This window comes from Kitasatospora sp. NPDC059146, assembly GCF_042786665.1.
Lineage (GTDB): Bacteria > Actinomycetota > Actinomycetes > Streptomycetales > Streptomycetaceae > Kitasatospora.
On the sequence record NZ_JBHZCY010000018.1, the window covers coordinates 40,372 to 66,016 of the forward strand.

The window sequence follows — 25,645 nt, forward strand, 5'->3', positions numbered from 1 at the left end:
ACCCCGTCACGGCCTTGGGAGCGCGGTTGGTCTGGGTGCGCTCTACCGGTCGTGCACTCTATCGGGCTGTGCCCCCGGCCGTGCGTGGTCCTCCAACTGGAGGTCTGGGTGGCGAGGTCAGGTCATGCACCAGCCCGAGTCGCAGCCGCTGTCCTCTGTCTCTTCGGACGGGATCCCACGCTGGACAGGGATGGCCTCCGCGAGAGGTCGGCCGTAGCGAGTGAGGTAGACCGGGTCACGGCCGAGGGCAGCGCGCCGACCGTTCACGGTCTTCTCGAGTGCTATCGCCCGCGCGAAGAGTTCCGGCTCAGTCTGCCGCTGCTGGCGCCAGGCATCGACCGTGCGAAAGGGGCAGAAGAAGCAAGAGCTCTTCGGTGGTACGGGGAGGCCGGCGTCTCTGATGATCTGTTCGCAGTCGGTGCGCCGTAGCCGAAGGTCGAGCAGTGGGTAGTCGATCTGCTCGTGTGGTTCGCTTCGGCGCCGGTTCGCCCTGTGGATCTCGTCGACGGAAATGCCGATCCCCACAGTCGCTGGAGCGTCGGCGGTCGCCCCGTGTTGCCGGAGCCAGCGCCCGACCACCTTGATCTTGAAGTCGGCGGTGCAGGATCTACGCCCGGGTGCTCCGTTCGCCATCCGCACCGGGATGGGGATCGAGCGGGTGTCGGGCCGGTTCAGTCGCTCCATGAGGGTCTCGGTGGTGCCGTCGCGTCGCGTCCGCCGGAGCTGGTGCAGCTCGAGCCCTGCCCTGGCCGCATAGGGCGCGGCGATGTCGCGGATGTAGGCGAGAGTCGCGGGGTGCTCGCTGTCGTCGCCGACGTTGGCGAACAGGAAGGTGGGGTAGTTGATCTCGCGCCGAGCGGCGAGAACGAGGAGCGCCGTGGACTGGACCCCGCCGCCATAGGAGATCGCTCTCACGAGCCGACCTCCCATCCACAGGGTGTGGATTGTCCGCCGATGGCGCGTGGCAGAACCCTGCGCGTACGTGTGTTGAGTGGCATGACGCCCCCTGGTTAGAGCTGGTCTCGACATGGGAGACTCTATGGATAGAATCTCAAACGTCAACTGATTCTCTCAGCGAAGGGCATGCGGGTGCAGCCACGCGGGAGCATGCCGAGGGTGTGCTGGGCGGGGAGCGTCTACCGCTTCGGTCGGATGACCGTGGTGTGTCCCTCGGACAGCATTGCGGTGACGAAGGCGACCGCTTCGTCCTGCTCGGAGCTGGTGAAGCTCTGCGCTTCCGGCAGTGGCTTCTTGGGTGGTCGCGGCTCGTCCGCCACCCTGCGGCCCCGTGGCTTCTGTGGAACGCGCTCACCGGCCTGCAGCCGCTCGATCTCCTCGGTCACAAGGCCGCGGCCTCGCTCGGTGGCGTCCGCGATGATGGTGTCGAGCAGCCAGAGGGGGGACCGGGAGAGCACCAGATCGGCTTCGGCGATCCGCCTGCGGTGTCGCCACCGGGACACCGTCTGTTGGTCGGTACCGAGCGCTAGGGCGACTTCCTGGATCCCAACGATGACGGGCAAGAGCTCGCGGCTCTCGAGGCGGTACCCGCCGGGGATCTTCGCTTCGTACTGTCGCAGACGCTCCTCGGTGACGTGCCGGCCAGCGCGGCCATCGAGGTCGAGGACGGTGTCCAGCAGCCAGTATGGGTTGCCCGAGGCGACAAGATCTGGCTCGCTCAGCGTGCCCTCGGCGCGCCACTTTGCCGATGTCTGGCGCTCGATGCCAAAGAGATCGGCGATCTCGGCGTGCCCCAGCAGATACGGAAGCCGTACTGCTGTCATGTCCCGAGCCTTCTCCGCCGTACGCGCCACAATCGAGCCCTGTTGCGGGCGCCATCAAGATACCGCGCTGCTCGACTTCGCACTGGGCGGTGCCGTCCGAGCCAGGGTCGCCGGGAGCCGGAAGCGCGGCCTTGGCCGCGCCGACCAGCCCCCGGCCGCGCTACGCGAGCTCCTTGCCCTGCCGGATCTCCCAGGGGCCGGTGGGCACGAAGTGGACGTCGTCGAAGTAGTGGAGCCAGGAAGCGATCGTCTCGACGGTGCGCTGGGCCTGCTCAGCGGAGAGCTCTCCTGCTGCCAGCAGCTCGGTCTGCGCGTCGGCAAGGTTCATCCGCCCCGCTGCCGTCAGTGCGCGCAGTTCGGGCATGGCATGGAGACGGGCCAGGACTTCGGCACCGAACGCTTGCTCGTCGAGGCCGGGGCCAATGTCGAGGTGAGCGAGGTCGCGGAGTACGCCGACGAGCACGTCGTTCCCGATGTGACGGTGTCGCCCGTTGTAGACACGGTAGAGCCGTTCTGGGTTGCGCGTTTCCGGCAGCCACCGGTCCGATTGCTCGTCCTGGCCAGGCACGACGACACGAGGGCTGTCTTCGTCGGCCCTCATAAGAGATGCCTGCTCGCGAATCTGCTCGGCCAGCTCCACCGTCCCGGGCACCGTGGTGGCCTCGAGAGCGGCCAGAACCCGCTGCACCTCCGGGTGGGCCGTGTCGGCTTCGACGAGGAGTTCGACGTTCGCCGCAGGTACACGGCCGGTGGCCTTGCCCGTGAGGTTGGCGGACCCCACGAGGCAGCGATCATCAGCCACGTACAGCTTCGCGTGCAGGTTGTGGCACAGCCGGATGCTGGCACGTCCGTCCCGCTTTGCCAGCTCGGCGATCTCCGGATCGGAGACGCCGGCGGCCACCTCGGGTACCGACCAGCGGGTGACGCAGGTGATCTCCTCCACTCGTGCGGGAACAGCGCCGAGCGTCGCCTGGAAGACCTCCTTCTTGATGAAGGGGGCCACCAGGATGACCCGGTCGGTCGCGGTGGCGAGGAGCTGCTCGATCTGCCGCCAGACGTGGTCGACCGTCACTCGTCGTCCTCGTCGTCGGCGTCGCTGGCACCGAGGAACTCACTGGCGATGCGGCCCCAGTCCTGGCGCATCCGCTTCGCGCGCTCGCGGGGCTTCTCGGGCTGCTCGTCCTCGAATCGCGCCCAGGAGATCAGGATGAGCTTGAAGGCGTTGGCGGCCAAGGTCAGACGCTCGGCGAGTTCCTCGCGGCTCGCGCCGTCGATGTCCCCGTCGAGGACGGCGATCAGGTCGCTGTAGACCGGGTGGTCCATGTTGAGGGCGACCTGGAGCATGCCGGGGATGTACTCGACGTTGAAGAAGGCCGGCGAGTCGGGGTTGCGGCTGGTCAGGAGTCGGACGTGCTTGCCCTGCGACATCGTCTCCTCGATGATGCGCTGGGCGTCGGCCGGGGTGTAGCGGTGCGTTTCGACCAGGCTCTCGTACTGGAGCTGCTTGCTCTCTTCCTCTGTGGTCTCTTCCGCGAGCTGGTCTGTCAGGCTCGGTCGGGTTTCGGTGCGCCGCCGCTGCACCGCCACCTCGGCTTGGACCTCCGCCACCTCGTGCCGCTTGCGGCTGGCCCGGGTGCCCTCGGTCTGGTGCGCCAGTTCGGTGCGCAGGCGGCCGAGGAGCTTCTCGCGGATGTGGTAGACGATCTCGATGAGCGGCAGGCGGGGGTCGCCTTCGTCGCGCAGCTCCTCCCGGTACTCCTCCCAGGACAGACCGGCTGCTTCCTCCCGCCAGTTGAAGTTGGCGAGGCTGGAGAAGATCGTCGCGGACTGCTTGTTGTTGGTGACGCCGAAGACCTCGTCAAGGTCCGGCGGGAAGTCGATCTCCACTCCCCACCAGCGCTCGACCGGGTCGTAGGAGTTGATCCATCCGGTGTCGAGGTCGAGCTCGCGGTCTGCGCGGATGAGGGAGATCCCCAGGTTCTTCGCGGCGTGCTTGCCCCACGGCGTCTCGCCGGGCTTGAGGCTCGGTGCCACGTTCGCGGGCCACGGCTCGCCCGGGATGTCGGTGCGACGCGCGGCGTCCACCGAGAGGGAGGAGCGGACGTGAACCGGGTACTCGTGCCCGTTCGCGGCCCGGACCATGAACCTTTCGACCCCGACTTCGCCGGTGTTGCTGGCGCCGAAGGGCCGGAACATCGGCTTCGTGTCGAAGGGGGCCGGTGTGGCGCTCGGCGTCATGAGGTAGAGCGGGTCGTTCGGGCGGGTGTCACCGGCGCCGGGGAGCTGGGCCCAGCCGCGCACCGGGACGAGCTTGATCCGCCTGCCCTTGGCGATGAGGTTCCGGTAGATCCGTCCGATCAGGTTCTCGGTGTTGGCGACGGTGGTCTGGGCGCCGCGCCACTGGACGCGTTCGAGTTCGGTCCACTGCACCAGGGTGCCGGAGCTGCCGAGTCCCTCGGACAGGGCTTGCCATTCGTCGGGGACGGCGTCGAGCTTGGGCTCCGGTACTTCCTCAAGGCCCTGGCCGATCTCCTTGAGGTCGAGGTAGGTGTGCAGTGCGTTCTGGGGCCCGTTGGTCCAGGACCAGACATCCACGCGGTTGCACTGCGAGATGCTCGAGTTGGGCAGGCCGACGCCGAATCGGCCGATGCCCTTGCGCTGCTGCCGGGTGCCGGCGCCGAACCGCAGGGACTGCCGGAGGGTCTCGGGGTCCATGCCGGTCCCGTTGTCGAGTACGGCGATCTTCTCGACGCGGTACCGCGCGCGCTGCCCGGTGTGCTCGTTACCCTCCACGACGAACAGTTCGACGAGGTCGGCTTCGGCTTCGAGGCCGTTGTCGATGAGTTCGGCGATGGCGTGGGCGGTGGACTTGTAGCCGCTGTCCTGCAACGCCTTGACCGTCAGGTCAGAGGTGACGATCGAGTACTTGGATGTCATCGGGCCTTCCACACGTCCTCCCAGTTGGTGAATGCTTCCGCTACGTCTCCGAAGCCGGGGAGCGCGGGGTCGATCACGGTGACGATGTCGCAGGTGGGGGTGCCGCCGGCTTTCGGGCCGCGGATGACCCGTCCGACCATCTGGCTGTAGAGGACCAGGGACCGGGTCGGGCGAGCGATGACGGCTGCGCTCGCCGCCGGGGCGTCGAAGCCGGTGGTCAGGACGCCGTAGTTGGAGAGGATCATCGGCCTGGTGCTCGGTCCCTTGAACCGGGCGATGGCCCGATCACGGTGGCGTGGAGAGGACTCGGCTGTCACCTGGTCCGCGTCGAGGCCCAGCACGGACAAGATCGCCACCAGCAGGCGGCTGTGCTCGACGGATGCCGCAAAGAGGAGGATCCGGCGGTGGTGCTGGCTGAGATCGAGCACCGTCCGAACGACCTGCAGGTTCCACTGCACGTTGCCGGCGAGCCGGGCCATGAGGGTGTCGGGGATGTCGAACGAGGCGGCGAGGGCCTGCTTGTCCCGGCTGCTGAGCGTGGTGCCGGAGTCTGCGGCCACGGTGCGAAAGTGCGGGCGGGCGAGGTAGCCCTGTTCGATGAGGGCAGTGACGGGATTGTCGTAGCCGTCGATCTCCAGCATCACCTTCTGGCGTGCGAAGAAGTCCGACAGCTTCTCGTCTTCGGTGATGTCGGCCCAGGTCCGGCCGGGGGTAGCCGTGAGGCCGAGCAGGCTGGAGTCGCTGCGCAGGGTGAGTGCGTCGACGGTTCGGCGGTAGGTCGGGGCGATGGCCTGGTGGGCTTCGTCGAAGGTGGTGAGCGTGGTGCGCATGCCGAGACGGTCGAGGAAGGTCGGGTCTGTGCTAGCGGCAGCGGTGGCCTTGTCGAGGCCGAGGATGACGATGCCGTCCTCGATGCCGTCGAGTTCGGTCGGCGCGTCCCCCCACATCCGCACCACGGAGACCTCTCGGTTGCCGAGTGCGGCCCAGGCGTTCTCGAACTCCACAGCCGCCTGTTCCAGGAGCTCACGCCCTCGGGCCAGCCATACCGCGACGGTCGGCTCGTGCCGTCGTAGGTGATCACAGATGATGTTCATGCCGGTTCGGGTCTTCCCGACACCAGTGGGCAGGTGCAGCACGACCCGTCGTTCCCCGGAGTACAGCAGTCGCTGCACTCGGCCGGCCGCAAGGCGCTGGTGAGGAAAGAGCCCGTACCGCGGTGTGCTGGAGCCCCTGAACGTCGGGGGCGGCTCGGGCGCCCGGTCGACGACGAGTCCCAGAAACCCGAGAAGCGTGCGGCGCTGGTCTGGCGACCAGGGCAGGGTCGTGAGGAAGTCGCCGGCCGTATCAGCAGGCGTCCGGCCGAGGCGGTCAGCGAGCTCGGCCCGCTTGCTCTCCGGGAGCAGTTGCAGGAACTCGGCGCGCCGTACCGGGTCGCCGACGATCTGCTCCGGGGAGACCGCAGATGCTGCGACCTTCCGGAGCGCTGCTTCGGTGTCCTGCCTCTGGTGCAGGAGGTCCAGGAGGTCGCAAGCCTGCTCGCCGAGGAGTCCGCGGATGTAGGGGAGGGGTGCGCCGCCTAGGACGGACTCGAACGCGATGCCGGGCGACCCCGTCATGCCGTGGCCAGGTGTGTGTGCATTCCGCCATCGCCGTACACCCGCGGTAGTTCCCCTCTGCCCGACCCGGTCGCCTGCGGTGTGACCTTCCCCTCGCACCGCGGCTGGTGATCAAACCCTAGCCCTGCGTGCCGACACGCCGCTGCCGGTCCCGGAAATCCGGCTGCTCGACGGCCGCAGGGCTCCCGGTCGTGGCCGAACTTCCTTGCGGGGCAATGGCATTCACCTCCCTATATGTCGCAGTGAACCTGTGGGAACATTTGTTCGCATGGCCGGTGGCATGTCGTGCCGGAGGTGCGGAAATCGAAGCCTTCACCCCGCCTGTCCTTCGCTCCGGCTAGGATCGCGGGGTACTACTGGTGGAGGTTCTCGCACCGGACGAGATGCTCCACCAGTTGATCGACCAGAGCAGAGCGAAATGGGGTGGAGTGTGACATTCGAGTCACCTGATGCGGTTCTGGCCTACCTCGACTACAACGCGACGGCGCCCACCCGCCCCGAAGCATTGGAAGCCGCTCTTGCCGCCATGCGCACGGTCGGCAACGCCTCAAGTACTCACCGGTCCGGCCGCGATGCCGCCGACCGGGTTGATCTGGCGCGCCGTCAGGTCGCTGGCCTCCTGAACTGCTCCCCCGGAGAGATCATCTTCACTTCCGGCGCCACCGAGGCGAACAACCTCGCCCTGCGGGCGGCGTTTTCCGCCGGGGGTCGGCTCGTGACGAGTGCGGTGGAACATCCGGCTGTGCTGGAGACCTCGAAGGCCCTGACCGTCGATATGCCCGGATCGCTCGTGGTGCTACCCGTCGACACCGACGGCCTGGTGGATCTGGCCGCCTTCCACGAGGCACTCGCCGGAGGCGGAGTCGCGGTCGTGTCGCTGATGGCAGCCAACAACGAGACGGGCGTGCTGACGGATCTCGCGCCGATCGTGGAAGCCGCCCACGAAGCCGGAGTCCTGGTCCACTCCGATGCGACACAACTGGTCGGCCGACTGCCGATCGATCTCGCCGAGACGGATGTCGACCTGCTGTCGCTGTCCGCGCACAAGTTCGGTGGCCCGCAGGGAGTCGGAGCGCTGTTCGTCCGCAGGGGCGTACGCCTGCCCTACCGCCCGCTGCTCTTCGGCGGCGGGCAGGAGCGCGGTTGGCGGGCCGGCACCCTGAATGTGGCAGGCATCGCCGGAGCCGGGGCGGCAGCCGAAGCCGCCCGTCTCTCCTTGGCCGACGAAGCGGAGCGGGTCGCACTGCTGCGTGACGCCCTGGAGGAAGCACTCGTTGAACAGATCAGCGACTGCCGGGTCAACGGTGCGGTGGGCCGACGCCTGCCTGGCGTGACCAGTATCACGTTCCGTGGAGCGCCAGCGGATGCGGTTCTCGCCTCGATGCCGGATGTGGCAGCTTCGGAGGGGAGCGCGTGCTCCTCTGGCGCGCCCAGCCCGAGTCACGTGCTCCTGGCTATGGGGCGCAGTCGGGAAGAGGCAGACAGCACCATCCGGTTCTCCCTGGGGTACGCCACGAGCACCCACGACGTCGAGCGAGCCGTGTCCTCCACGGTCCGAGCTGTCCGGCAGGTACGGGCTGCCCTGACGGCTGCGATATAACACAGCCCGCCCAAAGATCATCCAAGCCCGAACGGACACGGAGAACACCTCGCATGTCAGACAGCCGGCTCGCGGAAGCCGCCCATCCCTCCTTCGCGCGGCACGAGACGTTCGCGCCGCGCTTCGGGTGGCTCCATAAGGCGTACATGCAGGTGAAGGAGAACCCGGAGGTGTTCCTCGCCGAGGACGCCCCGGTCCTGCTCGGTGTCGGCAAGAACATGGTCTACGCCATGCGCTACTGGTCCCGGGCGTTCAAGCTGACCCGCGAGCACTACGGTGACGACACCAACTCCCGAGCGATGCTGTCCTACCCCACGTGGGAGGCGCGCTGGCTCCTTGACGAGAACGGCGCCGACCCGTACCTCGAGGAGCAGGGCAGCCTGTGGCTGCTGCACTGGTGGCTGCTGTCCTCCCGACCGGGCGCCAAGAGCTGGGCGCCATCCTGGTACGTCGCCTTCCAGCTCGCCCCGTTCGCTCGCTTCTCCGCACCCGACCTGACCGAGCTGATCGTTCGCCATGTGAACCTCTCCTACGAGGAGGCGCCGGTCGAGGCATCAATCGCGAAGGACGTCGACTGCATCACCAAGATGTACGTCCCGGCGAAGCGGGCCAAGGGCGGCGCACCCGGCGCGCTCGAGGACCTGCTGGCCTGCCCGTTCCGCGAACTGGGTCTGATCGAGACCGTGGAGCATCCCGTTTCCGGTCGGCAGGAGTGGGAGTTCACCACCGGCACGCGCATCACCCTCCCGGACCGGATCGTCGCCTACGCCTGCCTGGACTACGCCGCCACCATGACGCGCAACGCCGGCTCGATCTCACTCGCCCGGCTCGCCAACGAACACGGCGGTCCTGGACGGGCCTTCCGCATCCGTGAGCCCGACATCGCGGCGGCTGTGGAGCGTGTCGCGGCCACCACGCCCGGCCTGCAGCTCGTCGAAGCTGTCGGGCAGCGCAGCCTGGTCTTCACTTCCGATCCCTTCGAGCTCGCCTGGGAGGTCCTGGACGCCCAGTACGACCACGTCCGCAAGCGGGAGAAGTTCCCCACCCGGCAGGACTGGGCCCGCACCTACCCCAAGCTCGCCGCCGCCGAGGCCCGGGAGCTCCGCAACACCGTTGAGCAGCAGCTCCCCCTGATCGAGGAGATCTCCCAGTGACCACCGAGACCCCCTCGCGGCCCAAGGCCGCCCGCAAGACTTCCGGTGGCACCGAGTTCCCCGCTGGCATCGAGCTCGTCGGCTCCAGGATGCGCTCCACCAACGTGGAGCGCGACGTGCTGGACGAACTGCACTCGCCCTACGTGGGCACCCGAGCCCTCGACGTCCTCGACCGTCTGGCCAACGCCCTCGATGATCTGCGCCGCCCCCGCTCGTGGTCGCTCACCGGCGCCTACGGCTCGGGCAAGTCCACGCTCGTCAACCTGATCGACGCTCTCCTCGGGCACGACGAGGGACGCCGGGCCGAGGCGCACGAGGTCCTGGCCGGCACCAGTACCGGGCTGGCCCACCGACTTGAGGCAGGCCGCGCCGAGCTGGCGCCGGCCGGCTTCCTCGGCGCCGTGGCGACCGCCCGTCGCGAGCCGCTCGTCAGCACCCTTTCTCGGGCCCTGCACACCGCAGCCGAGCGCCGGTGGCCGACCCGCATGCCGAAGGCGATCTCCGCGGCACTGGTGCGGTGCGCCGATCCCGCGACAGCCGGGCCCGAGGATGTCATCGCCGCAGTCACCGCCCTGTGCGCGCAGCAGCCCCTGCTGCTGGTCATCGACGAGTTCGGCAAGACCCTCGAACACCTCGCCGGGCACAGCGAGTTCGCCACCGCCAAGACGGACCTGTTCCTGCTGCAGGAGCTTGCCGAGAAGAGTGCCGGCCCGAAGGGCCTGCCGCTGTTCATGATGACGCTCCAGCACCTGTCGTTCTTCGACTACGCGGCGCAGTCCAGCGAACTGCAAATCCGCGAATGGGCGAAGATCCAGGGGCGCTTCGAGAACATCACCTTCGCCCCCCACCTCGGCGATGCGGTCCAGCTGATGCGCCGCCGCCTCGACCAGTCCGGGGTCTCCGCATCCGGGCGGAAGCTGATCTCGGCCTACGCCGAGGCGGCCCAGGAGACGTGGCGCGACCACGGCCTCAACGATGTCGTCGCCCTCAAGGCGCAGGACTTCGTGGACCTTTACCCGCTCCACCCGCTGACCGCCGCCGCAGCGCCGTTCCTCGCCGCGCAGATCGGTCAGCACGACCGCAGCCTGACCGGGTTCCTCAACAACGACGAACCCAACACCGTCCGCCGCTCCCTGGAGACGTTCTCCAGCGACAAGCCGCGCCGCGCCAGCACCGTCAAACTTCCGCAGCTTTACGACTTCTTCCTCGACTCCGGGCGTACCTCGCTTCTTGCGTCCACCAACGCGAGCAAGTGGATCGAGATCGAGTCCCGTGTGACCCTGGCCAACGGCCTGTCCACCGCGGACCAGAACGTGCTGCGCACGGTCGGCATGCTCAACCTGATCGACGAGGACGGTGCGCTGCGGGCAACCGCCGCGATGGTCTACTACGCGCTGCACGAGCCCGGCGAGGCCGCCGATCCGAAGGCGTTCGCCGCTCTCGAAGACCAGCTCAACAGCCTCGTGACCCGCGGGTTCCTGGGATACCGGTCTTTCAACGGGGAATACCGGGCCTGGCGTGGGACCGATGTCGACATCGAGGGACGACTCAAGGAGGCGCGGAGTCACCTCGACGCCACCGCCGTCGCCCAGCGCCTCGGCGACTACCTGCCCTTGGCCGTGGCCGCCGGCCGGCACAGCCAGGTCACCGGCATGCTGCGTGCTCTTTTCGTCCAGGTCACCACCGCGCAGACGAAGCTCCTCAAGGGGCCCGACGAACTCGCCGACCACGCAGACGGGCTCCTGGTCTTCCACCTTGGCAGCATCGAGGACCGGCCCGTCATCGAGTCCTCCCTGCCGGTGGTCCTCGGCGTCACCGAAGAGCCCGACCTCGTCCTTCGAGCCGCCTTCAACCTCGTCGCGCTGGAGGAACTGCAGCGCGACAAGTCCCTCGACCCCGTCGCGCGGCGGGAGATCAGCCAGCGGACGTCCGGTGCGAAGCGCGAGCTGCTGGAGCTCCTCAGCGCCGCGTTCTTCCCGCCCACCCAGCGGGCGACCTGGCGGCTGTGGCGCTCCGGCATCGCCGCCGACGCCGAAGACGGGGAAGTGATCGAGGGCCGCAGCCTCAGCGGCCTTGCGTCCATCGCCTGTGACCGTGTCTTCCCCGCAACACCGCACATCCGCAACGAGATGCTCGGCCGGCACGAACTGACCAGCCAGGGTGCCAAGGCCCGCCGCGAGCTGCTGACCGCGATGCTGCAGAAGTCCGGCGAACCGTACCTCGGCATCGTCAAGTACCCCGCCGAGCGGGCCATGTACAGCGGCGCACTGGCCTACATGGGTCTGCACCGCGAAAACCCTGCGGCTGCCGACCAGTCCTCTCCCTCGCTCCTGCCCTACGGATTCTCCCGGCCCGGCCCGGCCCATCCGTACACCCATGAGGTGTGGAACGCACTCGAGACGGCATTGACCGAAGCACACCAGCGCACCAGCCTGGAGCGGATCTTCCGGGTCCTCATGGTGCCGCCGTACGGCGTCAAGGCCGGCGTCGTGCCGCTGCTGGTGGTGACTGCCCTCATCGTGCGCAGCCATGACGTGGCCCTGTTCGAAGACGGCTCTTACCTGCCCCGGCTGACGCCCGACGTGGTCGAGCGCATGGTGAAGTCCCCTGGCCGGTTCTCCGTGAAGGCCACACCGGTCGGCGAAGGACTGCGCCACAGCGTGGTCAAGAACCTGTCCGTGGCCCTCAAGGTGGAGCCGCCTCGTTCCCAGGCTCTGCGCAACCCTGCCCTGCTGGCGGTGACCCGCGCGCTCATGGAGCGAGTCATGGTGCTCACCCCCTACGCCCGGCGCACCCAGCGGATCAGCAAGGACGCCCTTGCCGTCCGCTCCGCCCTGTTCGCGGCGCAGGACCCGGACGAGCTGCTCTTCCAGACCTTGCCCAAGGCCCTCGGCCTGGATCCGATCACTCCCGAGCAGGGCAAGAGCACCGCCGGCAACAAGGGATACGTCGATCGGCTCGCCGCCGCGGCCGATGAGATCTCCGGCGCCGACCGCGCACTGCGCGCCGAGGCCATCGAGACGATCAGCCGGGAGTTCCGCCTGCCGTCCGCGCTCCCCAAACTGCGCCGGGCCCTGGCCGCTCGGCTGAAGGGCTTTGCCGGCGTCTCCCTCAGCCTGGAGCTGCGCGGCTTCGTCGCCATAGCGCTCAACGAGTACCTGGCGGACGACGACTGGCTGGACCCGATGATCGTTCGGCTGTCCCATGCCGCCCTCGGCGACTGGTCCGACAACGACGTCGCCGTCTTCGCCCGCCGGGTACGCGAGATGGCCAGCGCCCTCGACCGCGTCAGCCACCTGTACAAGAACGACGCGCCCGCGGGCGGCGCGGAGCAGGAACTCGAAGCCCGGCTGCTTACCCTGACCGACAAGGACGGGGCCGAACAGCGCACGCTGATCTACCTGCCCAAGCAGACCCAACGGGAAGCCGAGAACCTCGCAGTCAGCGTCCTGGCACAGGCCGAGAAGGCGCTCGGACCTGACGGTGCCCGGATCCTACTCGCAGCCCTGGCCCAGCGCGTCACCGAGCCCGCCACCACAGCCGAGAGGACGGAGTGATCATGACCGACACCACTTCCGGGAAGAAGGTCCGGCACGTCCTGGGCCTGTCCGGCGGAAAGGACTCCTCCGCCCTCGCGATCTACATGCGCGACCGCGTGCCGGAGATGGAGTACTTCTTCTGCGACACCGGCGCCGAGCTGCCCGAGACATACGAGTACCTCAACAAGCTCGAAGCCGCGGTCGGCAAGCCCATCGTGCGGCTGAACACCGACCGCGACTTTGACCACTGGCTCGAGGTCTACCAAGGCACCCTTCCCAGCCCCCAGATGCGCTGGTGCACGAAGAACCTGAAGATCAAGCCCCTGGAGGAATGGGTCGGAGACGACGAGGTCATCTCCTACGTCGCCATCCGCGCCGACGAGAACCGCCTCGGCTACGTCAGCACCAAGCCCAACATCACCGCGGTCTTCCCTTTCCGTGAGGACGGCATCGACCGCGACGGCGTCAACCGCATCCTCGACGAGGCCGGCACCGGCCTGCCCGCCTACTACGAGTGGCGCACCCGGTCCGGCTGCTACTTCTGCTTCTTCCAGCGCAAGCACGAGTGGCTCGGCCTCAAGGACCGCCACCCCGAGCTCTTCGACAAGGCCGTCGCCTACGAGGAGAAGGTGCGCCACCAGGACACCGCCATGCAGGGCCGCGACTACACGTGGTCCCAGGGCGAGTCCCTGCATGAGCTGATAGAGCGGCGGGAGGAGATCCAGGCAAAGCACGAGGCCAACCTCGCCCGCGCGGCCAAGCGGATCAAGCCTAACCGGCCGCTGCTGGAGGTCTTGTCGGACGCCCTCGACGCCGACGACGACGAGGCCGGCTGCTCCGTCTGCCACCTCTAGCGAGGAATCACGGTCAAGGGTCCAGTAGATGACAAACCGTCATCAACTGGACCCTTTTTCGTTCGACCACCCCGGTTGTCGCTGCCGCATGTAAGGATGTGTCCGCTCATCACACACGGTCACCCAATCGGAGCACAGGGGGAATGGCGACACCAGACACCGCTGCGCGTGCGGTCATCCGCCATCGGCTGGACGCCAGTCCCGCTCTCGAGTTCCAGCTCGGCATCACCCCGATGATGGACGTGCCGTCACATCAGGTCCTGCAAGACGATCTCCGGCGACTCGCTTCTCCCTGGGAGCGGCTCTCCGCGACCGAGAGCATCGTCAACGCGATACCCGACGAGCCGGGCCTCTACATGTTCGTCTGGCGCCCTTCAATCAAGCTGGCCATGGCCGACCGCACCGAGGGCAGCTTCCACCAGGTCCTCTACATCGGACACGCCGGCGGAGCTGGCCAGCTAGGTAACACGCTCAGGAACAGGTACCGGGACTACCGCAAGCACCTGCGGGGCAACCCCGAGAGCCTTTGGACCCGCGAGCCACCTACCAACCGGGACGACCTGCTCACCCACTATCTCGCATTGCGCCCTCTGGAGTACTGGTTCGCGACCGTCGAAGACCGATCGGCGATCAAGAACCTGGAGGACCGCCTGCTCCACCTGTACAACCCGCCCCTCAACATCCAGGGCGGTCCCACTCTTCGAGGTCGGCTCAGCACCGTCCCCAAGCCGGCTCTCCGCTCCTAGCTCGCAAGCTCCCTGACAACGAGGTACCTCATGCCGTCCAAGACGTTCGTTCCCGCCTTCGAGGCCAAGGTGGGCAACTGGACCTACTACTCCTGCCTGATGAGCTACGCCCAGGTGGCGCGCGAGATCAACTTCGCGCACGAGCTCGGCGGCAATCGCGATCTCGGCACGATGATCCAGCGTGGCGTCGGTACCCGCACGCAGGAGATCACGGAGTACCTGCTCACCAACGAGAACCGGTTCCTCGGTGCCCTCATCATCGCAGTCTGGGGCGGTGACCCGAACTACCTGCCGGTGACGATGGATTCCGAGAACCAGGCCGTTCTCCAGGGACTGGACCGCAACTTCGGCGTCCTCACGTTTGACGGTACGCAGCAGTTCTTCGCGCTCGACGGTCAGCACAGGCTCAAGGCCATCAAGGACGCGATCAAGCAGAATCCTGAGTTGGGCAACGAGGACATCAACGTCATCGTGGTGCCGCACTTCGACACCGCGGACGGCCGTCGTAGGACCCGGCGTCTGTTCACCAACATCAACCGGAACGCCAAGAGCACCAACCTGCAGGAGAACATCGCCCTCGACGAGGATGACAGCTTCGCCATCCTCACCCGCCGCCTGCTGGACGATGACGAGTTCCTCAAGCGCGACAAGGTCGTTCTCGTCTTCAGCAAGGTCGGCCAGGACGGCGAACTCGTCCTCGCTCAGCGCTCCATCAACCAGTCCAGCCCGGCATGGAGCACCATCGCCGTCCTCTACGACATCGTCAAGGAGATCGGCTACGACCTCCCCTGCACCACCGGCGAGGCCAAGCAGCGAGCGACCGATGAGCTCCTCGACCAGAGCTTCGAGCTCCTGTCCGTCCGCCTTCACGAGCTCCTCGACGCGTGCGGGAATCTCCGCGAGCGATACCTCGCCGCTCTGTCAGGGAAGGACCTTCGGGCGCCCAAGGGCCGTGATGGCGCCGGCCACCCGTTCATGCGCCCCGCCGTCCAGAACCAGGTCGCCAAGGTTGTGCGCCACATCCTCGAGCAGGGAGCACTGGAGTGGCCGGAGGTCCTGAAGCGGCTCTCTGCGCTCGAGTGGAAGATGACCGCCGCCCCGTTCTCCTCCATGTGGATCGAGACCCCTGAAGGGACGAAGGCCAAGGGCAAGATGGCCAGCGGCAACACGCAGCTCCTGTACGACCTCCTGCAGGTACACCTGGCACCGCGTTCCAAGGCCCAGATCAGCAGGGCGCTGCGCGCCTATTCGGACGTCATGAAGACCAAGTACCCCGTGCCGGCCGAGGAGCTGTTTGCTCTCCTCCCGGTCGATGCTGACTAGGGAGCGTATTCGGTCGTGATCAAGGGGTGGTCCTGGTGAGATCCTTGATCCAGATCATCGCCCCGCGAAGGTGGAGGCCGGCGAGGTAACTCTCGGGCTTCTTGTCGAACCGGGTGGCGATGCCCCGCCAGGCCTTCAGCTTGTTGATCAGGCGCTCGACGGTGTTGCGGTCCTTGTAGAGCTCGGCGTCGTGGCTGACGGGGCGGCCGCCGTCACTGCCCTTCTTCCTGCGATTGGCGGCCTGGTCCCTCTTCTCTGGGATGACCGCTTTGATGTGGCGTTTGCGCAGGTAGTTGCGGTTACCGCGGGACGAGTAGGCCTTGTCCCCGGCGACCGCGTCGGGCCGGGTGCGCGGGCGGCCGACCGGCCCGCGGACCCGGATTCTCTTCAGCACGGGGATGAACTGCGGGCTGTCGGCGGCCTGCCCCTCGGTCAGAACGAGCACCAGCGGTCGGCATCTGCGCTCACCGGCGACGTGGACCTTGCTGGTCTGACCGCCCCTGGAGCGCCCGAGCAGGGCAGCCTTCAGGCGGAGCTTCCGCCTGCGTCGGACACGCCGCCGCTCGTCCCGCTCCGGGTCGTCCGCGGCGCCCTGCCCGTCTTGTCCCTCCGGGCCGCCCCCTTTTGCCGGGCCTTCTCCGCCTCCTCAGCGGCCTTCTCCAGGTCGGCGAGCGTGTCGGGGTCGAGGTGCATCCCGGCGGCGTCGTGGTGGGCCCGGACGGTCGTGGAGTCCACGCTGACCAGCGACAAGTCCACCTCACCCCGCTTCGCGGCCTCCGCGATCGCGCCCTCCAGCAGGGCCTCGAACACCCCGGCGTCCCTCCACTGCCGGAAGCGGTTGTGGACCGTCGACCAGGCGCCGAACTCGCTCGGCACCTCCCGCCACTGGCCGCCCGTCCGAAACCGCCAGATCACGCCCTCGAACTGCCGACGCAGCCGCTCGGGGTACGGGCCGTACTCACCGACCGGCAGGAACGGCTCGATGAACTCCCACTCGGCATCCGTCAGTTGTACTCGCGTCACACAACACGATCTACCGGACCCGGGCCCACCACGAGGGCGAAACCCGCAAATTGATCACAACCAGATACGCGCCCTAGGTGAGGCACCAGCTGGATCGGATGCCCGGAGCTTCCGCCGTGTCCTGCGCACCTGTGTCGGTGCGCGGGAAACGGCGCGAGGTCGATGGTGGGTAGCCGTACCCCCATCGCTCTTCTAGGCGATGAGGGGGCGGGGCGAGCTGTCCCGCCCGGGCACCCCCTCGCGCAGCTGGCAAGGGTCTCGCCAACCGAGTCCAGGGTCGCCGCGAGACAGCCTCTTGGGGGAACGTGACAAGACGCCTGACTTGGGATCCGCAGCTCGCGAGGGCGGTCGCCGGTGGACAGCCGGTGGACGGACGCCTTTGGACGGTGCAGCATGGGGCAGCAGGGGCCAACCTGTCGCACATGGTCTGATCAGGCAAAACGTCACGAGATGGCACGGCGCGGCACCACGCAACATGAACCCTCATGGTCTCGTAATGCGTAGGTCGCGGGTTCGAATCCCGCAGGCGGCTCTGTAGAAGCCCCAGGACTCACTCGCCGTGACCTGGGGCTTTTGCCTTTTCTTGGCGTGCGGGCAGGTGTCGGTGACGCGCTGCGAGATCGCTTGCGTGAGCGATGCGTGAGCGCGGGCTTTGATCTTGGTTTAGCGCTTGGTCTTCTTGGCCTCGGACTTCGCCTTCTTCGCGGCCTTTCGCTTCGCCTTCTCGGCCTCGGCCGCCGCCTTGGCGTGAGCCTCGGCTTCGGTCTTCCGCTGGAGGGGGACGAGCTTCGCGGCAGCCTCGGCGGCGTCCTTGGCGATCTCGGGGAGGACGCTGGTGTAGATGTCCGAGGTGATCTTGATGGAGGAGTGGCCGAGCATCTCGGACACCACCTTCATGTCGACCCCGCCCGCGAGCGCGAGGGTGGCCGCGCCGTGGCGGAGGTCGTGCAGGCGGATCGGCGGCAGGCCGGACGCGGTCACGAGCCGCTCGAACATCTCGGTGACCTTGCCGGGGTGGAGCCAGGAACCGTCCTCGTTGGTGAAGACCCGGCCGGTGTCCTTCCAGGCCGGCCCCCAGTCGTCCCGCTCCTTCTGCTGGCGCTCGCGGTGGCGCCGCAGGACGGCCACCGTGTCGTCGTCCAGCGCCACGGTCCGGAAGCTCCCGTCGGTCTTGGGGTCGGACTCCTCGACTTCCCAGCCGTCCTGCACGAGCTGGGCCGTCACGGTCAGCGAGCTGTTGTCGAGGTTGGTCTCGGACCACGGCTGGCCGCACGCCTCGCCCCGGCGAAGCCCGCGGAAGGCGATCACGTGCCACATCGCGTACAGGCGGTCGGCAGCCACATAGTCGAGGAACGCGCCGGTCTGCTGCGGCGTCCAGACCATCACCGCGGAGGGCTTCACGCCGGTCGCCTGCCACTGGGCGACCCGCTCCGGCGTCCAGACCAGAGCCTTCGGCTTGGCAGCCGGGTCGAGCTTGACGTGGGCGGCCGGGTTGAGGGTGATCAGGCCCTCGGGGATCGCGTCGTTCAGGGCGGTCCGGAGCGTGGCCCGGATGCGCTGGCGGGTGGCCGCGCCGGTCGTTCGCCGGAAGGGCGGCATCTCGGCGAGCTCGGCCCGCAGAGCCTTGCGGCGGGCGCGGTTCTCCACGCCCTTGATCGGCACCGTGGCGAGCTCGGCCTTCAGCGCGTGCCGCAGGGCGTTGTTCTCCAGGATCTCCTCGTTGGCGTCGGCGATGGCCGTGAACATCTCGGCGAGCGTGCTCACCCGCAGCCGGTCGACGCGGATGTGCCCGATGCGGGGCTTGAGGTGGACCCGCACGTCACACTCGTAGCGAGTGATCCCGGACTTGCGGATCTTCTTGCCGGCCAGCCAGGTGTCGAGCCACTCGCCCACGGTGACGCGGCTGGACAGATCCTGACCGGCCTTCAGGCGGTTGCGGGTCTCCTCGATATCGGGCAGCTGGGCCTTCTCGTCGGCGACCTTCACCAGGAGCTCGGCGACCAGGGCCAGGTCGTCGGGATCCTCCTTGCCGAGGGCGAGCAGGCCACGGACGTGGTCGAGGTCAGCCTGCGCCTCCTTGAGAGTCTCGTAGCCGGCGCGGTTGAACGAACGGCGGGTGCCGTCCTCGGAGTTGGGCAGCTCCTGGCGTATGGAGTAGGAGCCGTGCTTACGGCTGCCGGCCTTCGGGCACGCCTTGCCGAGCGGCTTTCCGGTCTCGGCGTCGCGGCAGTAGCAGCGGTGGTAGGTGGAACCCTTCATTCGTCCTCCAGATCGGTATCGGTGTTCAGTGGGGGAAGCTCGGCGTCGAGAAAGTCGAGACTCGGTGCGAGGTGCGGGACTTCCAGGCCGATCTCGCGCAGGTGTGCCCTGACGGGTTGAAGCCGCTCGCGGACGGCTGCGACGAAAGCATCGAGTTTGTCCTGCGAGCCGGGAGGCCATTCCTCCCGGAGCAATTTGAATTCCAGCTGGAACGCGTCGTGATGTTCCTCCTGGAGCTCTTGCCAGATCCGTTCGTGCTTCCGGTAGAGGCGGAGCCGGTACATCCCGAGCGAGTGGCGGGCCTCTCCTGTGAAGTGGGTGAGCGCCGACCAGCGGTCGCTGGGCATCTCTGGCAGGTAGTCGACCCAGCCGCCGAGAGCTGGGGAGAAGAGCAGCTCGACCGGTGCGATGTCCAGGGCCTCGGCCACGACGATCAGCTCGGGAATCGTGATCGTCTTGCGCCTGCCGGACTCCCAGTTGGCGATGACGTTCCGGGGGACTTCGTAGCCCAAGTCCCCTGTTTCGTCGGCCACATCCTGCGCGGACAGTCCAAGGTCTTGCCTCTTTCGGGTGATTGCTTGGATCACGTCCTTGGTGATCCGTTCGGGCCAGTCGGGCGCGTCTTCGTCGTCGGTGGACCAGTGTTCCTCGCGGCGTTGTGTCATATCGACACAGTAGCCACTGAAAAGCTCTTCTCCGTTGCGGCGCTCCGCCGCAGCCCCCCGTCTGGGGGCAGCTCGGATTTGGAGTTCATATGCGAACTGGTGACATATCGGCGATAGCGCAGGGGGTGGGTCGGGCCGAACTTCTCAGGCTGCCGGCGGCCATCGACCTCGACACCGCCAACCGGGCCATCGGCCTCGGGCGGTGCAAGGGCTACGAGCTGGCCCGCCTCGGTGCCTACCCCTGCCGGGTTCTGCGACTGGGCAAGAAGTACCGCGTGATCACAGCGGACCTTCTGCGCCTGCTCGGCATCGACGCGGCGTTCGGCGAAGGTTCGGCGGCTGATGCAGCTTGACGTGGTGAGAGCCCGATCCACAAGCCTGTCTGCCGTGGGCGTACTTGCCCGATTGGAGTGGATCTTCCAGCGGCATGACCGTACGTTCGTGCTCCCTCGGCGGCCTCGGCCGCCGAGGGAGCACCGCCAAGGTGCAAGCAGTCCCTGTGAGTTGAGAGGGCCAGGATCCCCGGCCCGACCGCCCCAGGACGCACGAAGGCCCCCGGTGCTGCGAACACCGAGGGCCAGGCGAAGTCCTTACCCACGACCTTCATTGGCGGCGCGCGACGGATCAGGTCCCGCGCCCCAGTCTGGAGCTTCAGCATGGAGTCTACGTCGCACCAGCCCGATCCGGCAGCTTCCACCGTGAGTTGGCCGCCGGTCGCCAAGCCGGGCGAGCCCGGATCCTTCCTGCCGGGTCAACAGCCGGAGCCTGTGTCCACAACCTGTGGACACGGCGCCGAGGCGGCGCCCGCCGAGCCCACCGCCCCGGACGGGACCGACTTGATACCTGACGCGGAGGCGACCGAGGGCGCCGACCTGCTCGCGCAGCTGAGGGCCCAGATCGCGAAGTTCGTGATCCTTCCCTCCGACCAGGCCCTGGACGCCACCACGCTGTGGGTCGCCGCAACCCACCTGCAGTGCTCGTGGCAGCACGCCCCGCGCCTGGCCGTTGTCGGCCCCGCCAAGCGCTGCGGCAAGTCCCGCCTGCTCGACGTGCTCGCCGAGACGGTCCACCAGCCGATGCTGACGGTGAACTCTTCTCCGGCCGCCATCTTCCGCACGATCAGCGAGGAGCCGCCCACCCTGCTGGTGGACGAGGCGGACACGATCTTCGGCAGTCCGAAGGCTGCGGAGAAGAACGAGGAGATGCGCGGCCTGCTCAACGCCGGGCACCAGCGCGACCGCTACGTGCTGCGGGTGGTCGGCAACGACCACACCCCGCGCAAGTTCCCCACCTTCGCAATGGCGGCCATCGCCGGCATCGGCGACCTCCCCGACACGATCATGGACCGCTCGATCGTGATCCGCATGCGCCGCCGAGCCGAGGGCGAGCGCGTCGCCCCGTACCGCACCGCGCGGGACCGGCCCGCTCTGCACGCGATCCGCGACAAGATCGCCCGTTGGGCGGCACCGCTCGCTGACCAGGCCCTGCGCCTGGAGCCCGCCATGCCGGTCGAGGACCGCGCCGCTGACACCTGGGAACCGCTGGTGATCATCGCCGACCTCGCCGGAGGCCCCTGGCCCCGCGTGGCCCGCCAGGCGTGCAAGCTCATGGTCGACGCCGAGGTCCAGACCGAGGAGGACAACCCCAGCGGCGCGCGGATACTCGCGGACATCCGGCGGATCTTCCACGCCGCCGGTGAGCCGGACAGCATCGCCACCGACCAACTGCTGTTCAACCTCAACGGCGACCCCGAGGCCCCCTGGGCCGAGACCAGCCGAGGCGGGCTGACCCCACGCGGCCTCGGCGCGATGCTCCGCGAGTTCGGCATCTCCTCCGGCAACGTCCGCATGCCCGACGGAACCCAGCGCAAGGGCTACCTGCGCAACAAGTTCCTCGACGCCTGGCGGCGCTACTGCCCCGCAGTCCACCCCGTGAACGCCGCAACGGGCAGCAGAGGCTGACCACCCTCCCCGAAATGCCGTCCCTGCCGTCCCAGCCGTAACACCGCAGGTCACCGCACCTGCCGCCAAGACGAAACGGCACCCCAAGACTGCAACGGCATCCGCACCAAGACGGATCAGGCCCACGCCAAGACGGCAGCCGTCCACTCCCACCAGCGGCCCGCCGCCGCCCACGTCCGGGGCGCGAGCGGCGGGCCCTGGCCGGGACGGGAAACACATCCGTCTTGTGCCGTCCCAGCCGTCCCTGCCGTAAAACCGCAGGTCAAAGGCCATGCCTCCGGGACGGATACGAGCCCCAAGACGGCTACCGCACCGTCCCGAACTCGAACTCCGCCGTGTCCACGACACCACCCGGACAGCCGAGCCCGCCCCGGCCCAGAGACCGTCCCGCAGCACCAAGACGGCAAGACGGCAAAGACGGCAATCCCACAAACCACCACCGCCCGACCCGCGAGGACCACCTTCCGCATGACCGCCACCACCTCACCGCGTCTGCCCCGCCCGGACGCCGTCCTCGTACAGGCCGCCATCGCAGGCGCCCTGTCCTTCGCCCACCTCCACGACATCGCCGAAGCCGCCGGACAACACGGCTGGAAAGCCTGGGCCTACCCCGTCTCGGTCGACCTACTGCTCGTCGCCGCCTGGCACCGCATGCGAACCCTGCGCACCACCGGCCGCCCCGCCGGCACCGCCTGGACCTGGTTCGCCATCGCCCTGACCGCCTCCCTCGGCGCCAACGTCGCCACCGCCGGACTCCTCGACCTCGCCCACGTCCCCGCCTGGCTACGGATCCTGGTCGCCGGATGGCCCGCCCTCGCCTTCTTCGGCGGCACCCTCCTCGCCCACAGCACCACCGCGACCGCCACCGACTCGAAGAGCGCCGAGGGCGAACTCCCGCTCCGCGAACACCCCGATCCTGCACGGGCAACCGAGTCCGCACCGGTGACGGACGCGGAGCAGGATGACCTGCCCGCCGACGAACCGATGCTCGAGTCCGACGACGACGTCCGGCCCGACAGTCGGGAACCGGTGGTGGGCACCAAGCGCACTGGCCGCAAGCCCGCCGCCTCGATGGACGAGCTGGCCGAGATCGTCCGGCCTGCCGTCCAGGAGCACGGCCCCACCCAGGCCGTGATCAGGACAGTCCTGCGCGAGGCCGGCATGCCCATCGCCAGCGACCGCCTCGGCAAGCTGACTCAGCGCTTCAAGGAGGAACAGGCCGCCCAGCAGGCCGACGCGCAAGCCAGCGCCTCGGCGGCCTGAGGCCCCGCCGCTCGCCCGAGCACCGGCCCGCTTCCGGCCGGGCGAGCGGCCCTCACCGGCGCTCACCGGAACTCCCCCAGCGTCCATCCGGAGACCCCGGAAGTCCTGAACCGGCGACATCTACACCGGAACTCCGGCACCGCCAAACCCCTCTTCCGCCGGACCATCACCCCGCATTCGGCGAACGCCCCACCAGCCGACAACCACCCGCCCTCACAGAAGAACCGGAAGATCCCCGTGCCCGACCAGCAGCACCACCTCGCCCCTGCTACCGCCATGCCCGAGCAGGAAGCCCAGCCCCGGGGAACCGGTAGCGACAAGCCCGGACGTGGTGGCATATTCGCCCTCGTCAAGCAGGCCCTGCCCTGGACCGGCCACGGTCACGACGACGACGGAGCAAGCTGGGGCAAAGTCCACAACGCCGTTGGCGCCGCGGACTTTGCGCTTGACCCCGCCCCAAGGGTGGCGGGGCAGGACCGGCGCGAGGGCGCGCCGGACCAGGAGGTCATGACCGAGGGCGGCCATGACCAGGACGAACTTCCCCCGTACGACACCGAGCCGCTCAACGACATCGACGCCGAGCGTGCCGCCGCCGACGACCACGTCGTGCGTGAAGCGCCGACCGTGACCCCTGCCGAGTTCATCCACGAGCGCGTTCCGGTTCTCGACCGCCCCGCGCTTCCGGTGGACGACACCTCGCTTCCGCTTGCGAAGCGCCTGTACCGTCCGCGTTCCGGAACCAAGCGCGACGACCAGATCACCTGCTCGGTCGAGCCGGCCGAGAAGGAACTGCTCGACTTCGTCGCCACGAAGCTCAAGCGCTCTCGATCCGCGTTCCTCGCGGATTCCGCCATGAGCGTCGCCCTGGCGTACATGCGGACCGGCCGCCGCGACGCCTTCGTCCCCATGCCCGACTACGAGGCCGTCACCCTCCTCACCGAAGCGATCGGCACCCACCAGCGGGCGATCGACCGTGCCGGCAACAACCTCAACCAGCTCATGGTCGAGGTCTACAGCGGCCCGATCCCCGAGCGCGCCATGAAGGTCCTGGCCGAGCTCCACGCTTGCGCGACCGAGGCCCGTCACGCCTACCAGCGCGTCCTGCCGGGAGGCCGCCGTGGTGCCTGACGTCTCCACCGGCTCGCGCACCCGCGGTCTGCTCTCCTACCTCTTCGGCCCCGGCCGCCGCGACGAGCACACAGACCCGCACATCGTCGCCGCGTTCGCCATGCCCGGCCTGCCCGACCCCGGCCGAGCCCCCCTCGACCAGCACCATCAGCTCCTCGACCAACTGGCTGACTACCTTGACCAGCCCGTCCGCGCCCGCGAGAGGCGCCTGGGCGCGACGGTCCCGCAGCACGTGTGGCACTGCCCTGTGCGCACCGCCCCGGGCGACCGCTACCTCACCGACGCCGAGTGGGCCGAGGTCGCCCGCCGGATCGTCCACGCCACTGGCATCGCCCCCGACGGCGACGACAAGAGCTGCCGGTGGATCGCCGTACGCCACGCCGACGACCACATCCACATCATGGCCACCAGCGTCCGCGAGGACGGCCGCCGGCCCCGCAACAAGCGCGACGGCCAACGCGCCCAGGCCGAGTGCCGCAAGATCGAGAAAGAACTCGGCCTGCGCCAGCTCAACTCCGGCGACCACACCGCTGCCCCGATGCCCACCAGCGCCGAGCAGGCCAAGGCCCAGCGGGCCGGCTACCAGCAGACCGCGAAGGAGTGGCTGCAGGAACAGGCCCAAGCCGTCGCCGCCGTCGTCCGCGACGAGCAGGAGTACTTCTCCACCCTCACCGCCCTCGGCATCCAGGTCCGCTACCGCATCGGACCCGAGAGCGGCGACGTCATCGGCTACAGCCTCGCCCGCCCCGGCGACGTCAACGCCCAAGGCGAACCCGTCTACTTCGGCGGCTCCAAGCTCTCCCCCGACCTGTCCATCAACCGCCTGCGCGAACGCCTCGCCGCCCAGCAGCCCACCACGGCCGCACGGGGCATGGTCGAACCGGACCGCTGGCGACAGGCCGAGACCACCCTGCGGGAGACCGCCCGCTTCGCCTTCCAGGACCAACACCGCCCCGACGTGCCCGGCGTCGACGCGTTCGACACCGTCGTCCAGGCCCAGGCCGCCGCTTTCGGCGAACTCCTCCACACCGCCGCCCTCACCGCACCCGCCCACACCCGCGCCGAACTACGAGCCGCCGCAAACGCGTTCAACCGCGCCACCCGATCCAAGGTCCGTGCCGAACACCAGCAGGCCGCAGCCCTGCGCACCGCCGCCAAGCAACTCCTGCACACCGCCGGCTCCGGCGAGGACGGCGCCACCGCCGCAGCCCTGCTGTCCACCGCCGTCTTCGTCGTGATCGCCATTGCCCGCTGGCACCAGACCCGAGGCCACCAACAGCAAGCCCACGCCGCCCAGCAGGCCCTCGTCCACCTGCGAACCGCCTACCGGCAGACGGCCGAGCCGGTCATCGCCGACCTCACCCGCCGCACCCCCACCCCCAAGACCACCGACCGCCTCGCCGCCCAGGTCCAGGCCGCCGTCCCCGACCACGCCCAGCGCATCCTCGCCGACCCGTCCTGGCCCGCCCTCGCCACCGCGCTCGCCCAGGCCGAATCCTCCGGCCAACCACCCCGCCGAGCCCTCACGGAGGCCGCCCAGCAACGGGAGCTCACCACCGCCGACCGACCCGCCGAAGTCCTCCTCTGGCGCCTGCGCAACGCCACCAACGACCGCATCGACCAGCGCACCCAGGCCGCACTCACCCGCACCGGCAGCCGCACCACCACAACGCCCACACTCGCGACGCCCGCCGTGTCGACCGGCACCAGGGCAGCCAACGACCCCACCCGTCGACGCTGACCGACCGAGAGGAGCAGACACCCAGAGCTGCATCCCGGTCGGACTTGAGTGCCGG

The 25,645-nt window shown here is 68.6% G+C and carries 18 protein-coding genes and 1 pseudogene; 11 read left to right on the forward strand and 8 right to left on the reverse strand.

The genetic code is table 11. The features are described 5' to 3' along the window. Positions 1-117: 117 nt before the first annotated feature. The 5 genes from ACFXPX_RS10950 to ACFXPX_RS10970 all read right to left on the reverse strand — a co-directional run bounded on the left by ACFXPX_RS10950 (position 118) and on the right by ACFXPX_RS10970 (position 6,334). Entirely contained in the window at positions 118-915 is a 798-nt protein-coding gene (locus ACFXPX_RS10950; protein ID WP_380640670.1) for a phosphoadenosine phosphosulfate reductase, read from the reverse strand. Between the two features lie 221 nt (positions 916-1,136). Then, the gene (locus ACFXPX_RS10955; protein WP_380640672.1) at positions 1,137-1,781 is read right to left on the reverse strand and encodes a hypothetical protein; all 645 of its coding nucleotides are present in this window, start codon (positions 1,779-1,781) and stop codon (positions 1,137-1,139) included. Positions 1,782-1,941: 160 nt separating this feature from the next. Further along, positions 1,942-2,853 carry a phospholipase D family protein gene (locus ACFXPX_RS10960; protein ID WP_380640674.1) on the reverse strand — a complete coding sequence of 304 codons (912 nt, stop codon included), beginning with the start codon at positions 2,851-2,853 and terminating at the stop codon, positions 1,942-1,944. Then, on the reverse strand, positions 2,850-4,718 hold the full coding sequence (locus tag ACFXPX_RS10965; protein ID WP_380640676.1) for an ATP-binding protein: 1,869 nt from the start codon (positions 4,716-4,718) through the stop codon (positions 2,850-2,852). Before ACFXPX_RS10965 ends, ACFXPX_RS10960 begins: the two co-directional genes overlap by 4 nt. Then, positions 4,715-6,334: a DEAD/DEAH box helicase gene (locus ACFXPX_RS10970; protein ID WP_380640678.1), complete on the reverse strand. Its 1,620-nt coding sequence runs from the start codon at positions 6,332-6,334 to the stop codon at positions 4,715-4,717. Before ACFXPX_RS10970 ends, ACFXPX_RS10965 begins: the two co-directional genes overlap by 4 nt. 430 nt (positions 6,335-6,764) lie before the next feature. On the opposite strand from ACFXPX_RS10970, the gene ACFXPX_RS10975 reads away from it, so the two are divergent. From ACFXPX_RS10975 to ACFXPX_RS11000, 6 genes are all read left to right on the forward strand, one after another. Then, positions 6,765-7,934, forward strand: coding sequence for a cysteine desulfurase family protein (locus tag ACFXPX_RS10975; protein WP_380640680.1), 1,170 nt, complete (start codon positions 6,765-6,767; stop codon positions 7,932-7,934). Between the two features lie 53 nt (positions 7,935-7,987). After that, positions 7,988-9,088 carry a DUF4007 family protein gene (locus ACFXPX_RS10980; protein WP_380640682.1) on the forward strand — a complete coding sequence of 367 codons (1,101 nt, stop codon included), beginning with the start codon at positions 7,988-7,990 and terminating at the stop codon, positions 9,086-9,088. After that, on the forward strand, positions 9,085-12,645 hold the full coding sequence (locus tag ACFXPX_RS10985) for an ATP-binding protein (protein WP_380640684.1): 3,561 nt from the start codon (positions 9,085-9,087) through the stop codon (positions 12,643-12,645). The genes ACFXPX_RS10980 and ACFXPX_RS10985 overlap by 4 nt, the downstream gene beginning before the upstream one ends. Positions 12,646-12,647: 2 nt before the next feature. Next, positions 12,648-13,481 carry a phosphoadenosine phosphosulfate reductase family protein gene (locus ACFXPX_RS10990; RefSeq protein WP_380640686.1) on the forward strand — a complete coding sequence of 278 codons (834 nt, stop codon included), beginning with the start codon at positions 12,648-12,650 and terminating at the stop codon, positions 13,479-13,481. Positions 13,482-13,624: 143 nt separating this feature from the next. Next, positions 13,625-14,227 carry a hypothetical protein gene (locus ACFXPX_RS10995; protein ID WP_380640688.1) on the forward strand — a complete coding sequence of 201 codons (603 nt, stop codon included), beginning with the start codon at positions 13,625-13,627 and terminating at the stop codon, positions 14,225-14,227. Between the two features lie 30 nt (positions 14,228-14,257). Beyond that, positions 14,258-15,550, forward strand: coding sequence for a DNA sulfur modification protein DndB (locus ACFXPX_RS11000; protein WP_380640690.1), 1,293 nt, complete (start codon positions 14,258-14,260; stop codon positions 15,548-15,550). A gap of 19 nt (positions 15,551-15,569) precedes the next feature. On the opposite strand, the pseudogene ACFXPX_RS11005 reads toward ACFXPX_RS11000, so the two are convergent. The 3 genes and pseudogenes from ACFXPX_RS11005 to ACFXPX_RS11015 form a co-directional block, all read right to left on the reverse strand. Then, positions 15,570-16,573, reverse strand: a pseudogene (locus tag ACFXPX_RS11005) (IS5 family transposase). Between the two features lie 663 nt (positions 16,574-17,236). Continuing rightward, on the reverse strand, positions 17,237-18,832 hold the full coding sequence (locus tag ACFXPX_RS11010) for a tyrosine-type recombinase/integrase (RefSeq protein ID WP_380640692.1): 1,596 nt from the start codon (positions 18,830-18,832) through the stop codon (positions 17,237-17,239). Further along, positions 18,829-19,497, reverse strand: coding sequence for a helix-turn-helix domain-containing protein (locus ACFXPX_RS11015; RefSeq protein WP_380640694.1), 669 nt, complete (start codon positions 19,495-19,497; stop codon positions 18,829-18,831). Before ACFXPX_RS11015 ends, ACFXPX_RS11010 begins: the two co-directional genes overlap by 4 nt. Before the next feature lie 89 nt (positions 19,498-19,586). On the opposite strand from ACFXPX_RS11015, the gene ACFXPX_RS11020 reads away from it, so the two are divergent. The 5 genes from ACFXPX_RS11020 to ACFXPX_RS11040 all read left to right on the forward strand — a co-directional run bounded on the left by ACFXPX_RS11020 (position 19,587) and on the right by ACFXPX_RS11040 (position 25,590). Next, on the forward strand, positions 19,587-19,850 hold the full coding sequence (locus tag ACFXPX_RS11020) for a hypothetical protein (protein ID WP_380640696.1): 264 nt from the start codon (positions 19,587-19,589) through the stop codon (positions 19,848-19,850). A 303-nt stretch (positions 19,851-20,153) separates the two neighbouring features. Next, complete coding sequence (locus tag ACFXPX_RS11025) at positions 20,154-21,458, forward strand: DUF3631 domain-containing protein (protein ID WP_380640698.1); 1,305 nt, start codon at positions 20,154-20,156, stop codon at positions 21,456-21,458. Between the two features lie 468 nt (positions 21,459-21,926). Continuing rightward, the gene (locus tag ACFXPX_RS11030) at positions 21,927-22,721 is read left to right on the forward strand and encodes a DUF2637 domain-containing protein (protein ID WP_380640700.1); all 795 of its coding nucleotides are present in this window, start codon (positions 21,927-21,929) and stop codon (positions 22,719-22,721) included. Positions 22,722-22,958: 237 nt separating this feature from the next. Further along, entirely contained in the window at positions 22,959-23,849 is an 891-nt protein-coding gene (locus ACFXPX_RS11035; RefSeq protein WP_380640702.1) for a hypothetical protein, read from the forward strand. Then, positions 23,839-25,590 (forward strand): relaxase/mobilization nuclease domain-containing protein, encoded by a 1,752-nt coding sequence (locus tag ACFXPX_RS11040; protein ID WP_380640704.1) that lies wholly within the window; start codon positions 23,839-23,841, stop codon positions 25,588-25,590. The genes ACFXPX_RS11035 and ACFXPX_RS11040 overlap by 11 nt, the downstream gene beginning before the upstream one ends. Positions 25,591-25,645: the final 55 nt, after the last annotated feature.